Raw genomic sequence first — 13,101 nt, 5'->3', positions numbered from 1 at the left:
GAGGGGGCCCCTCGGGTGTCACGGGTACTGCTGCGGGAATCCGCTACTGGTTCTGGTTCTCACCGCGGTAGAACTCGAAGACCCAGCCGAAGATGCCGACGAGGATGAACGGCGCCGAGAAGTACATCAGCCACCAGCCGATGGCGATCGCCAGGAAGGCGAGGGCGCCACCGAGCGCCAGCGAGAGCGGCTGCCAGCTGTGCGGGGCGAAGAAGCCCAGCTCGCCGGCCTCGTCCGCGACGTCGGCCTCCTTGTCGTCCTGCGCCAGGTCGTCGACCCGCCGGGCCGTGAAGGCCAGGTAGTAGCCGACCATGATGCACAGGCCGAACGCCAGGAAGAGCGTCGTGGTGCCGACCGCTTCCTTCGCCCAGACACCGTAGACGATGCCCACGGCGAGGATGAAGACGCTCAGCCAGATGAACATCTTGCCCTGGATCTTCACTTGCCGGCCTCCTTGCCACCGGTGAGGGCCGCCACCTCGAGATGGTTCTCGAGCTGGTCGACAGCCGCGATCTCCGGGTGGTGCAGGTCGAACGCCGGGGATTCGGAGCGGATACGGGGCAGGGTGAGGAAGTTGTGCCGCGGCGGCGGGCAGGAGGTCGCCCACTCGAGGGAGCGGCCGTAACCCCACGGGTCGTCGACCTCGATCTTCTTGCCGTACTTGGCGGTCTTCCACACGTTGTAGAAGAACGGCAGTACCGACAGACCGAGCAGGAACGACGCGATGGTCGAGACCGTGTTCAGCGCGGTGAAGCCGTCGGCGTCGAGGTAGTCCGCGTAACGACGCGGCATGCCCTCGGCACCCAGCCAGTGCTGCACCAGGAACGTGCCGTGGAAGCCGATGAACAGCGTCCAGAAGGTGATCTTGCCCAGGCGCTCGTCCAGCATCTTGCCGGTGAACTTCGGCCACCAGAAGTGGAAGCCGGCGAACATCGCGAAGACGACCGTACCGAAGATCACGTAGTGGAAGTGCGCGACCACGAAGTACGAGTCGGTGACGTGGAAGTCCAGCGGCGGGGCCGCCAGGATGACACCGGTCAGACCACCGAAGGTGAAGGTGACCAGGAAGCCGATGACCCAGAGCATCGGAGTCTCGAAGGACAGCGAGCCCTTCCACATCGTGCCGATCCAGTTGAAGAACTTCACACCGGTCGGAACCGCGATGAGGAACGTCATGAAGGAGAAGAACGGCAGGAGCACGCCACCGGTCGCGTACATGTGGTGGGCCCACACGGTCACGGAGAGACCGGCGATGGCGATCGTCGCGGCGACCAGACCGATGTAACCGAACATCGGCTTACGGCTGAAGACCGGGATGATCTCGGAGACGATGCCGAAGAACGGCAGGGCGATGATGTACACCTCTGGGTGTCCGAAGAACCAGAAGAGGTGCTGCCAGAGCAACGCTCCGCCGTTGGCCGCGTCGAAGACGTGGGCACCGAACTTGCGGTCCGCCTCGAGGGCGAAGAGCGCAGCCGCCAGGACCGGGAAGGCGAGCAGGACCAGAACACCGGTCAGCAGCACGTTCCAGGTGAAGATCGGCATACGGAACATCGTCATGCCCGGAGCGCGCATGCAGATGATCGTGGTGATGAAGTTGACGGCACCGAGGATGGTACCGAAGCCCGACATCGTCAGACCCATGATCCACATGTCGGCACCGATACCCGGCGAGCGGACGGCGTCCGACAGCGGGGAGTAGGCGAACCAGCCGAAGTCGGCGGCACCCTGCGGGGTGAGGAAGCCGGCCACGGCGATGATCGAGCCGAACAGGTAGAGCCAGTAGGCGAACATGTTCAGCCGCGGGAACGCCACGTCGGGCGCGCCGATCTGCAGCGGCATGATCCAGTTCGCGAAACCGGCGAACAGCGGCGTCGCGAACATCAGCAGCATGATCGTGCCGTGCATCGTGAACGCCTGGTTGAACTGCTCGTTCGACATGATCTGCGTACCCGGACGGGCCAGCTCGGCGCGCATGAAGAGCGCCATGACTCCGCCGATACAGAAGAAGACGAACGACGTGATCAGGTACATCGACCCGATCGTCTTGTGGTCGGTGGTGGTCAGCCACTTCACCACGATGTTGCCGGGCTGCTTGCGGCGAACCGGGATCTCGTTCTCGTACGAGTCCTCAGCCGCGGCCGCACCCTGGGGTTCGTTGAGGATGCTCACAGTACGTTCTTCTCCGCATTCCTGGCCGGGTCCGTCTGCTCAATGCCAGACGGGATGTAGCCGGTCTGCCCCTTCTCCGCAAGCTCCTTCAGGTGCGCCTGGTAGCGCTCCGGGGAGACCACCTTGACGTTGAAGAGCATCCGGGAGTGGTCGACACCGCACAGCTCGGCGCACTTGCCGAGGTAGGTGCCTTCCTTGTTCGGGGTGACCTCGAAGGCGTTGGTGTGACCCGGGATGACGTCCATCTTCATCAGGAACGGAACCGTCCAGAAGGAGTGGATGACGTCACGCGAAGTCAGGACGAAGCGGACCTTCTCGCCCTTGGGCAGCCACAGGGTCGGACCCGGGTTGCCGGTCTGCGGGTTCCGCGTGCCGGGGATACCGGCGTCGTAGACGCCGCCCGCGTTCGCCGGGAACTGGTTCTTGAGCTTGTCCGGGATCGCCGCGAGGTTCGCGTCCTTCTTGGCGTCGCCGGTCACACCGGGCACGTTCTCGACGTAGTTGAAGCCCCAGCTCCACTGATAGCCGACCACGTTGACCGTGTGGGCGGGCTTGTCAGAGAGCTCGAGAAGCTTCGACTGGTCACGCGCGGTGAAGTAGAAGAGCACCGACACGATGATCAGCGGAGTGATCGTGTACAGCGCCTCGATGGGCATGTTGTAACGGGTCTGCGGAGGAACCTCGACCTTGGTGCGGCTGCGCCGGTGGAAGATGATGGCCCAGATGATCAGGCCCCACACCAGCACACCGACGACGAGAGCGGCGGCCCAGGAACCCTGCCAGAGCGACAGGATCCGGGGGGCCTCTTCGGTCACCGGGGTGGGCATACCAAGTCGGGGGAAGTCTTCCCAGTTGTACGAGCAGCCAGTGGCTGTCGCCAGGACCAGGCCCGCAGTCAGCACCTGCGGCAGCTTCCGCCGCATCGGGCGCCGCGACGAGCGGTCGGAGCCGTTGGGACTCACGTAGCGCCTTCCCGAGAGTCTCGGCCCGCGCTGGTCGGCTACGGCCGCCCGTCTCGCTGGTCGGTCGCCGCCCCGGCCGCGGGCAGGGGTTTGGATGTTTATGCGGACCAAACCCTACTGGACGCTATTTGGGGTCGCGCGGGGAGGGTGCCCAACGCGCCGCCCGAGCCCCCGAAGGGGTGGCCCCGGGCGTGTCGCGGCCCGTTCGGCCTGGGCCGGACGGCCCCCTACCGGCGGATCGGGGGCGGCTTTTGACACGGTGTCGCCCGGTCGGGGCGGGGATGTGGAGGGATCGGTTCCGGCGGGGTGCCCGACCGGTGTCCGGCAGGGCGCGCGCACCCGTCCACGACCCGCGTCCGGGCAGCCGGACGAACCGGCCGGGACCGGGGTTAGCGTGGGCGGATGCCGTACTTCGACGCCGCATCGGCGGCTCCGCTGCACCCCGTCGCCCGCCAGGCGCTGCTGGCCTCCCTGGACGAGGGCTGGGCCGACCCGGCCCGGCTGTACCGCGAGGGGCGGCGGGCCCGGCTGCTGCTCGACGCCGCGCGCGAGGCCGCCGCGGAGGCGGTCGGCTGTCGCCCGGACGAGCTCGTTTTCACTCCTTCGGGGACACGCGCCGTCCACACGGGTGTCGCGGGGGCGCTGGCGGGCCGCAGGCGGGCCGGGGACCGGCTCATGGTGTCGGCGGTCGAGCACTCCTCCGTGCTGTACGCGGGAGAGGCACACGCGGCCGCGGGCGGGACGGTGACGGAGGTGCCGGTGGGGCGCTCCGGCGCGGTGGACCCGGAGGCGTTCGGGGCGGCGCTCGACTCCCGTACCGCGCTGGCCTGCCTGCAGTCCGCCAACCACGAGGTGGGCACCGAGCAGCCGGTGGCCGAGGTGGCGGCGGCCTGCCGGGCGGCGGGGGTGCCGCTGTTCGTGGACGCGGCGCAGTCGCTGGGCTGGGGGCCGGTGCCGGAGGGCTGGTCGCTGCTCGCGGCGAGCGCGCACAAGTGGGGCGGTCCGGCGGGGGTCGGGCTGCTCGCGGTGCGCAAGGGGGTCCGGTTCGCCCCGCAAGGCCCGTCGGACGAACGGGAGTCGGGCCGGGCACCCGGGTTCGAGAACCTGCCGGCGATCGTGGCGGCGGCGGCCTCGCTGCGCGCGGTGCGGGCGGAGGCGGCGGCCGAGGGGGCGCGGCTGCGGGCGCTCGTGGACCGGATCCGGGCGCGGGTGCCGGAGCTGGTGCCGGACGTGGAGGTGGTGGGCGATCCGGTGCGGCGGCTGCCGCATCTGGTCACGTTCTCGTGTCTGTACGTCGACGGGGAGACGCTGCTCGCCGAGCTGGACCGGGAGGGTTTCTCCGTTTCGTCGGGTTCGTCCTGTACGAGCGCCACGCTGACGCCCAGCCATGTGCTGCGCGCGATGGGGGTGCTGAGCGAGGGCAACGTCCGGGTGTCGCTGCCGGCCGGCACTGCGGAGGAGGACGTGGACCGCTTCCTGGCGGTGCTGCCGGGGGTCGTGGCGTCCGTACGCGACCGGCTGGGCGCGCCCGCCCCGGCGGCGGCCGCGGCGGCGGAGCCCGCCCGGTCGCTGGTGGTCGACGCGCTGGGACGGCGCTGCCCGATCCCGGTGATCGAGCTGGCCCGGGTGATCGGCGACGTGCCGGTGGGCGACACGGTCACGGTGCTGTCGGACGACGGGGCGGCACGCCTCGACATCCCCGCGTGGTGCGAGATGCGGGGGCAGGAGTACGTGGGCGAGGAGCCGTCCCCGAAGGGCGGCACGGCCTACGTGGTGCGCCGGGTGGCGTGAGACCGGACACACGGACGAACGAGCCCCTCACCCGGATCCGGGTGAGGGGCTCGTTCGTACGGAAGGGCGAGCGGGCCCGGCTCAGACGAGGTGGGCCTGGACCTCGGCGGCGGCCTCGTCGCCGTACGCCTTGGTGAAGCGCTCCATGAAGTTGGCGCGGCGCAGGGTGTACTCCTGAGTGCCCAGGGTCTCGATCACCAGCGTGGCGAGCATGCAGCCGACCTGCGCGGCGCGCTCCTCGCTGACGCCCCAGGACAGACCGGTGAGGAAGCCGGCCCGGAAGGCGTCGCCGACGCCGGTCGGGTCGACCTTGGCCTCCTCCTGCGGGCAGCCGACCTCGATCGGCTCCTCGCCGACCCGGTCGATGCGCACGCCGCGCGAGCCGAGGGTGGTGACGCGCCGGCCGACCCGCTCCAGGATCTCCTGCTCGCTCCAGCCGGTCTTCGACTCGATGAGGCCCTTCTCGTACTCGTTGGAGAAGAGGTAGGCGGCACCGTCCATCAGGGTGCGGATCTCGGTGCCGTCCATGCGCGCGATCTGCTGCGAGAAGTCGGCGGCGAACGGGATGCCGCGGGTCCGGCACTCCTCCGTGTGGCGCAGCATCGCCTCGGGGTCGTCGGCGCCGATGAGGACCAGGTCGAGGCCGCCCACGCGGTCGGCGACGGCCTTGAGCTCGATCAGCCGGGCCTCGCTCATGGCGCCGGTGTAGAAGGAGCCGATCTGGTTGTGGTCCTGGTCGGTGGTGCACACGAAGCGGGCGGTGTGCAGGACCTCGGAGATGCGGACGGAGCCGGTGTCCACGCCGTGCCGGTCGAGCCAGGCGCGGTACTCGTCGAAGTCGAAGCCGGCCGCTCCCACGAGGACCGGGCCGCCGCCGAGCTGCCCCATGCCGAAGCAGATGTTCGCGGCGACACCGCCCCGCCGGACGTCGAGGTTGTCGACCAGGAACGAGAGCGAGACCGTGTGAAGCTGGTCCGCCACGAGCTGGTCGGCGAACCGGCCCGGGAAGGTCATGAGGTGGTCGGTGGCGATGGAGCCGGTGACTGCGATACGCACGGCTGGGCGCTCCAGTGGGGGACGACGGTGATGACACTTCACGCTACCGGCTGTGGAGGGCGTTGCCGAACAGTGGAAACTACCCCAGAGTAGGTCTTTTCCCCGGCACGTGGACGTGCGTACGGTGCGGCCATGACCCAGTACCCCGCTCCTCGTGAGCCCCGCGAGCCCCGTGAGTCCGACTTCAGCCTCGCCGAGCTGCGCGGCGACGGCGCGCGGATGGCCCCGCACTGGGCGCCCGCCTCGGCGCCCGCGACCGCCCCGGTCTCCCCCGCGCTGATCCACGGCGTGACGGTGCCGGCCGCGTCGGCCCGGCTGATCGCGGCCACGCGGGAGTACGGCGTCTGACCCGGCCGCCGCGAGCGGAACCGTTCGCCCGCCCCGTCCGTCCCAGGGACGTCCTCGGGAAGGGAGAGTCGTGGTGAGCAGGACGGAAATGCGGCCGAACAGGCGCGGTGCGCTGCTCGTCGCCTCGGTGGCGGCGGGGGTGCTCCTCGTGGGCGGCGGGGGCGTGTACTACGCCGCCACGGCCTCCGGCGACGGCGGCGGCAGCAGCGGTGCGAGCGATACGAGCAGCAGCGGTAAGGCGGCGCCGGGGGCGCCGCAGGAGAGCGGCGGTCCCGGTATCGCCCCGGGCGAACCCGCCCCGGGCGGTGCCGGCGGCACCGTCTACCGGGCCGAGGGCTCCCTCCCCCAGGGGCCTTCGACGGCCGCCGTCCACCGGCCGGAGGGCCGGGTCTCCTCGGCGGAGGCGACCCGGCTCGCCCGGGCCCTGGGCCTCGACGGCACGCCCCGGCTGGCGAGCGGGGTGTGGCTGGTCGGCCCGGACAGGGACGGCTCGGGGCCGCGGCTCAGCGTCGCGGAGAAGGCGCCGGGCAGCTGGACCTTCCACCGGTACGAGGGGGTGGCGGGCGGCGACAACTGCCTGAAGGGCAAGGCGTGTCCGCCGGCCGGCGACGCGCTGCCTCCGGCGGGCGGCGCCGCGGTGGGCGAGGCGGCGGCCCGGGCGGCCGTGGCACCGGTACTGAAGGCGGCCGGCCAGGACGCCCCGAAGCCGGCCGAGCGGCAGACCGCGAACGGCCCGGTGCGGACCGTCACGGTCGATCCGGTGGTGGGCGGGCTGCCGACGTACGGCTGGTCGACCACGCTCCAGGTGGGCCCGGACGGCACCCTGCTGAACGGCAGCGGGCGGCTGAAGGAGCCGGCGAAGGCCGAGAGCCTGCCGGTGCTGAGCGCGCAGGGGGCGCTGGACGAGCTGAACGGGATCACCCGGGGCACCTCGGGTTCCGGTACGGGCGGGCTCGCCGCCACGCCCGCGGCCCCCTCTCCCCGGGTGGCCCGGGTGACGGGCGCGATCCTCGGGCTGGCGCCGCGTGACGACGGCGGCGCGGAGACCTTGTCCCCGGCCTGGCTGTTCGAGGTGCGGGACACCCCCGGGGCGACCCCGCACACGCTGGTGCGTCCGGCGGTGGACGACCGGCGCACGGCGGCCGGTTCCGTACCGCCCGCGTCGGCCGCGTCGTCGGCGCCTCCGGCCTCTCCCGCCTCTCCCGCGGCGGACGCCACGCCCGGCCGGCAGTTCTCCGCGTACCGGACCGACTCGACGGGCCGGCGGCTCTCGGTGACCTTCTGGGGCGGGGTGTGCGGTACGTACACGGCCTCGGCGGACGAGGAGACGCCCGGGCGGGTGACCGTGACACTCACGGAGCAGGCACAGGAGCCCGGCCGGGTGTGCGTGTTGTCGGCGGTGGAGACCACGAGGACGGTCACCCTGCACCAGCCGCTGGGCGACCGGACGGTGGTGGACGGGGCGAGCGGCGAGACGGTGCCGCGCGGCTGACCCTCGGCCACCCGCGCGTACACGAAAGGGCGGCACCCCGGAGAACCGGAGTGCCGCCCTTCTCGTACGCGCTGTGCGCTACGCCGCTACGGCTTAGCTGAAGCTGTCGCCGCAGGCGCAGGAACCCGTGGCGTTCGGGTTGTCGATCGTGAAGCCCTGCTTCTCGATGGTGTCGACGAAGTCGATCGAGGCGCCGCCCAGGTACGGGGCGCTCATGCGGTCGGTGACGACCTTGACGCCGTCGAAGTCCTTGACGACGTCGCCGTCGAGCGAACGCTCGTCGAAGAACAGCTGGTAGCGCAGGCCGGAGCAGCCACCGGGCTGAACGGCGACGCGCAGGGCCAGGTCGTCACGGCCTTCCTGGTCGAGGAGGGCCTTGACCTTGGCCGCGGCGGCGTCGGACAGGAGGATGCCGTCGCTGACCGTGGTCTTCTCGTCCGATACGGACATCTGCTTAGCTCCCGGGTTGGTACGGAGACTGCTTGCCGACGGTGCAACCGACGGGGCCGCGGATTCATTCCGGGCCGAGGCGTGTCTTTCCCTTTCATGCTCGCACACCGCGCCCGGAGGCGGTCCGGGCTTACACGGACGGCGGAGCGGAGGACGGAGCGGAGGACGAACGGCGTGCGCGACCGCGCGCACGAGGACCGCCGGACCGAGGGGCGAATACGTCACATCGACACGATGGCCATCGTCAAAGTGACGCGAACCGGATATGATAGATAGCGTCATTTAGACGAAAAGTGTGACAGGCAACCTGTAGAAAGGGTGCGTGACGTGACCACCGCCCAGCCCCTGGACGTCCAGCCGACGCCGCTCGCCCTGCTCCTGCTCGGTCGTGAGGCCGATCCGAAGAGCGAGCGCGGCGTGGAGTGTCCCGGCGACCTGCCCGCGCCCTCCGATCCGGATCTGGTGGAGCGCGCCCGCGCGGCCAAGGAGAAGCTCGGAGACAAGGTCTTCGTTCTCGGCCACCACTACCAGCGCGACGAGGTCATCCAGTTCGCCGATGTCACCGGCGACTCCTTCAAGCTCGCGCGGGACGCCGCGGCCCGCCCGGAGGCCGAGTACATCGTCTTCTGCGGTGTGCACTTCATGGCCGAGTCGGCGGACATCCTGACCGGCGACGACCAGAAGGTCGTGCTGCCGGACCTGGCGGCCGGCTGCTCGATGGCCGACATGGCCACCGCCGAGCAGGTCGCCGAGTGCTGGGACGTGCTGACCGAGGCGGGTGTCGCCGACACGGTCGTGCCCGTCTCGTACATGAACTCCTCCGCCGACATCAAGGCCTTCACCGGCCGGCACGGCGGCACCATCTGTACCTCGTCGAACGCGAAGAAGGCCCTGGACTGGGCCTTCGAGCAGGGCGAGAAGGTGCTGTTCCTGCCGGACCAGCACCTGGGCCGCAACACCGCCGTGCGCGACCTGGGCATGTCCCTGGACGACTGCGTGGTCTACAACCCGCACAAGCCGAACGGCGGGCTGACCGCCGAGGAGCTGCGCGCCGCGAAGATGATCCTGTGGCGCGGCCACTGCTCGGTGCACGGCCGCTTCAGCCTGGACTCGGTGAACGACGTCCGCGAGCGGATACCGGGCGTCAACGTGCTGGTGCACCCCGAGTGCAAGCACGAGGTCGTCGCCGCGGCCGACTACGTGGGCTCGACGGAGTACATCATCAAGGCCCTGGAGGCGGCCCCGGCCGGCTCGAAGTGGGCCATCGGCACCGAGCTGAACCTGGTCCGGCGCCTGGCGAATCGATTCGCCCCCGAGGGCAAGGAGATCGTCTTCCTCGACAAGACGGTCTGCTTCTGCTCGACCATGAACCGCATCGACCTGCCCCACCTGGTGTGGACGCTGGAGTCGCTGGCCGAGGGCAACCTGGTCAACCGGATCCAGGTCGACCAGGAGACCGAGCACTTCGCCAAGCTCGCCCTGGAGCGGATGCTGGCGCTGCCGTAACGGTTCGCCCGATCCGGTCCCACCCGGATACGCCAGGAGCGCCCCGCGTGATCGCGGGGCGCTCCTTCGTTCGCGTACGGGCGGATCCGTACAGGGCTACGGGCCCGCGGATCAGACCGCGGCCGGCTCCTTGGCCTGCGGCGGCACCGGAGTGCCGTCACCGCCGTCGCCGCCCGCCTTCTTCGCCCGCTTGTCGGCCTTCTTCTTCGCGCGGCGCTCCTTGCGGAGCTCCACCATCGCGTAGAGCGTCGGCACGAGCAGCAGCGTGAGCAGCGTCGACGTCACCAGACCGCCGATCACGACCACGGCCAGCGGCTGGGCGATGAAGCCGCCCTCGCCGGTGATGCCGAGCGCCATCGGGATCAGCGCGAAGATCGTCGCGAGGGCCGTCATGAGGATCGGGCGCAGCCGGTGCCGGCCACCCTCGATCACGGCCTCGATGACGCCCATGCCCTGGGCCCGGTACTGGTTGATCAGGTCGATCAGGACGATCGCGTTGGTGACCACGATGCCGATCAGCATCAGCATGCCGATCATCGCCGGGACGCCCATCGCGGTGCCGGTGATCACCAGGAGGCCGATCGCGCCGGTCGCCGCGAACGGGATGGAGACCAGCAGGATCAGCGGCTGGATCAGCGACCGGAACGTCGCGACGAGCAGCATGAAGACGATCGCCACGGCCGCGAGCATCGCGAGGAGCATCTTGACCATCGCGTCGGACTGGTCCTCGGAGACACCGCCGATGGAGACGGTGGCGCCCTCGGGCAGGTCCAGCGCGTCGAGCTTCTTCTGCAGGTCGAGGCTGATCGCGCCGGTGTCGTCCGTGGTCGGCTTGGCGGTCACGGTCGCGGTGCGGGCGCCGTCGATCCGGGCCAGCGAGACCGGGCCGGGCACCAGCTTCACGTCCGCGATGTCGCCCAGCTTCACCGGGCCGAGCGGCAGCGCCTTCAGCTCGGCCAGGGTGGTGGCCGGGTGCGCCGAGGTGATCAGGACGTCCCGCTCGGTGTCGTCGAGAACGGCCTTGGCGGCCGGGGTGCCGTGCACCGCCTGGGCGACGATCATGCCGAGGCTGGTGTTGTCGAAGCCGGCGTCGGCGGCCTTGGCGGTGGCCTTCACCGAGACCCGCGGCACCGAGGTGGACAGGTCGCTGCGTACGTCGGTGACGTTCTTCAGGGTCCCGACCGCCTCCTTGACCTGCTCGGACGCCTTCTTGAGCAGCGCCGGGTCGGAGGCCTTGACGACGACGCTCAGGTCCTGGCTGCCGAAGCCGCCGCCCGCGGAGACGGTGGTCTCGCCGATGCCGTCGAGCGTGGCGAGCTCCTTGTGCAGGTCGTCGGCGATCTTCTCGGACGAGGCGGAGTCCTCCAGGGTCAGCTGGTACGACGCCTGGTTGGAGCCGGTGCCGCCGCCGAAGGCCGCCATGAAGCCGGAGGAACCGACGGTGACCTGGTAGTCCTTGACGCCCTTGGCGCCGGCGAGGACCTTCTCGACCTTCTTCGCGGCCTCGTCGGAGGCGGCGAGGCTGGTGCCCGGCGCGAGCTTCTGCTTGATGGACAGGACGTCCTGCTCGCCCTGGTCGAAGAAGTTGGTCTTCAGCAGACCGCCCATGCCGAAGGTGACGACGAGGACCACCAGGGCGATGCCGAGGCTGGTGAGCCGGCGCCGGGTGGCGAAGCCCAGCACCCGCACGTACGCGCGCTGCAGACGGCTCTTGGCCTCCTTCTCCTCGGCCTCGCGGCGGGCCCGCTCCGGGTCGTCCGAGGTGCCCTTGGGGGCGCGCAGGAACCAGAACGAGAGGACCGGCACGACCGTCAGCGACACCAGCAGCGAGGCGAGCAGCGCGACGGTGACGGTGAGGCTGAACGAGCCGAACAGCTCGCCGATCATGCCGCCGACCAGGCCGATCGGCAGGAAGACGGCGACGGTGGTGAGGGTCGAGGAGGTGACCGCGCCGGCGACCTCCTTGACCGCGGTGATGATCGCGGTCTGCCGCTCCTCGCCGTAGCCGAGGTGCCGCTTGATGTTCTCCAGGACCACGATCGAGTCGTCGACGACGCGGCCGATGGCGATGGTCAGGGCGCCCAGCGTGAGCATGTTGAGCGACAGGTCACGGGTCCACAGCACGATCAGGGCGAGGACGACCGACAGCGGGATGGAGACCGCGGTGACCAGGGTGGAGCGCAGCGAGGCGAGGAAGACCAGGATGACGAGGACGGCCATGACCAGGCCGAGCGCGCCCTCGGTGGTGAGGCCGGAGATCGACTTGGCGACGGCCGGGCCCTGGTCGGAGACGACCGTCAGCTCGGTGCCCTTGCCGAGGTCGCGGCGCAGGTCGGGGAGCTTGTCCTGGACGGCGTCGGAGATGGCGACGGCGCTGCCGTCCTTGTCCATGGTGGCCATGACGGCGAGGCTGGGCCGGCCGTTGGTACGGGTCAGGGAGACCCGGCTCGACTCCTCCTGCTTCACGGTGGCGACGTCGCCGAGGCGGACCGCCTTGCCCTTCTCGGGCTTGATCCGCAGGTCCTCGATCTGCCGCAGCGAGGTGTAGCCGCCGCCGACCTGGACGGTCCGGCTCTTGCCGTCCTCGGCGAAGGCGCCGGCGGGCATGGTGCCGCCGCCGTTGCGCAGCGCCTCGGCGAGCTTCACCGGCGTCAGGCCGGCGCCCGCGAGCTTGCGGTCGTCGGGCGTGACGGAGACCTGGAGGTCCTGGACGCCGTCGACGCTGACCTGGGCGACGCCGTCGATGTCCTCCAGGGCGGGGACGACGGTCTTCTCCAGCTGGTCGGCCAGCGCCTGCTGGTCCTTGTCGGAGGTGACCGCGAGCACGACCGTCGGGATGTCGTCGGTGGAACCGGCGATCACCTGCGGGTCGACCGTGTCCGGCAGCGTGTTCCGGGCCCGGTTGACGGCCTGCTGGACATCGGCGACGAGCTGCTGGGTCCCCACGTTCCCGTAGTCGAAGCCCGCCATGATGACGGCGCTGCCCTCGGAGGCGGTGGAGGTGACGCTGGAAATGCCCTCGACGGCCTTGAGGCTGTTCTCCAGCGGCTCGACGACCTGCTTCTCGACCACGTCCGGCGACGCGCCCTGGTAGGGGGCGATGATCGAGACCATCGGAAGCTCGATGGACGGGAGCAGCTGTTGCTTCAGCTGCGGGATCGCGATCGCTCCGAAGAGCAAGGCGATCAGGGACATCAGCCCTATCAGGGCCCGTTGCGCGAGGCTGAATCTGGACAGCCAGGACATGGGGACTCTCTTCTGGTGGCGTACTCGGCGTGCGGATCACCCGTCCGGGCCGCGGCGGGCCGACGAGTGCGCATCTAT

At 70.4% G+C, this 13,101-nt stretch carries 10 protein-coding genes; 4 read left to right on the top strand and 6 right to left on the bottom strand.

Annotated features, from left to right (window positions below; genetic code table 11):
- Nucleotides 1-43 precede the first annotated feature (43 nt).
- From ABZ693_RS09245 to ctaC, 3 genes are read right to left on the bottom strand one after another with little or no spacing between them, the layout of a single operon-like run.
- A complete protein-coding gene (locus tag ABZ693_RS09245; protein ID WP_359875097.1) occupies nt 44-442 on the bottom strand; it encodes a cytochrome c oxidase subunit 4 in 399 nt (132 codons plus the stop codon).
- Complete coding sequence (ctaD, locus tag ABZ693_RS09240; protein ID WP_359875095.1) at nt 439-2,172, bottom strand: aa3-type cytochrome oxidase subunit I; 1,734 nt, start codon at nt 2,170-2,172, stop codon at nt 439-441. The genes ABZ693_RS09245 and ctaD overlap by 4 nt, the downstream gene beginning before the upstream one ends.
- Nucleotides 2,169-3,134, bottom strand: coding sequence for an aa3-type cytochrome oxidase subunit II (gene ctaC / locus ABZ693_RS09235; RefSeq protein ID WP_359875093.1), 966 nt, complete (start codon nt 3,132-3,134; stop codon nt 2,169-2,171). The genes ctaD and ctaC overlap by 4 nt, the downstream gene beginning before the upstream one ends.
- Nucleotides 3,135-3,536: 402 nt before the next feature.
- Here ctaC and ABZ693_RS09230 point away from each other — a divergent pair, with 402 nt between their 5' ends.
- Nucleotides 3,537-4,925 (top strand): cysteine desulfurase/sulfurtransferase TusA family protein, encoded by a 1,389-nt coding sequence (locus tag ABZ693_RS09230; protein ID WP_359875092.1) that lies wholly within the window; start codon nt 3,537-3,539, stop codon nt 4,923-4,925.
- 81 nt (nt 4,926-5,006) lie between these two features.
- On the opposite strand, the gene ABZ693_RS09225 is transcribed toward ABZ693_RS09230, so the two are convergent.
- Nucleotides 5,007-5,981, bottom strand: coding sequence for a carbohydrate kinase family protein (locus ABZ693_RS09225; protein ID WP_359875090.1), 975 nt, complete (start codon nt 5,979-5,981; stop codon nt 5,007-5,009).
- 132 nt (nt 5,982-6,113) lie between these two features.
- Here ABZ693_RS09225 and ABZ693_RS09220 point away from each other — a divergent pair, with 132 nt between their 5' ends.
- Nucleotides 6,114-6,329, top strand: coding sequence for a hypothetical protein (locus ABZ693_RS09220; protein ID WP_359875088.1), 216 nt, complete (start codon nt 6,114-6,116; stop codon nt 6,327-6,329).
- Nucleotides 6,330-6,402: 73 nt separating this feature from the next.
- Nucleotides 6,403-7,821, top strand: a complete 1,419-nt coding sequence (locus ABZ693_RS09215) for a hypothetical protein (protein WP_359875086.1) — start codon at nt 6,403-6,405, stop codon at nt 7,819-7,821.
- Nucleotides 7,822-7,914: 93 nt separating this feature from the next.
- Here the strand turns inward: ABZ693_RS09215 and ABZ693_RS09210 are convergent, their stop codons facing one another.
- The gene (locus ABZ693_RS09210) at nt 7,915-8,271 is read right to left on the bottom strand and encodes a HesB/IscA family protein (protein WP_018848827.1); all 357 of its coding nucleotides are present in this window, start codon (nt 8,269-8,271) and stop codon (nt 7,915-7,917) included.
- Nucleotides 8,272-8,589: 318 nt separating this feature from the next.
- Between ABZ693_RS09210 and nadA the strand changes: the two genes are divergently transcribed.
- Complete coding sequence (nadA, locus tag ABZ693_RS09205; protein ID WP_359875083.1) at nt 8,590-9,777, top strand: quinolinate synthase NadA; 1,188 nt, start codon at nt 8,590-8,592, stop codon at nt 9,775-9,777.
- A 111-nt stretch (nt 9,778-9,888) separates the two neighbouring features.
- Here the strand turns inward: nadA and ABZ693_RS09200 are convergent, their stop codons facing one another.
- Nucleotides 9,889-13,023, bottom strand: coding sequence for an efflux RND transporter permease subunit (locus tag ABZ693_RS09200; RefSeq protein WP_359875081.1), 3,135 nt, complete (start codon nt 13,021-13,023; stop codon nt 9,889-9,891).
- Between the last annotated feature and the right edge of the window lie 78 nt (nt 13,024-13,101).

The organism is Streptomyces laurentii (assembly GCF_040635425.1).
Taxonomy (GTDB): Bacteria; Actinomycetota; Actinomycetes; order Streptomycetales; family Streptomycetaceae; genus Streptomyces; species Streptomyces laurentii.
Note: the sequence above shows the minus strand (reverse complement) of the source record. Positions and strands in the feature narration are given on the sequence as shown.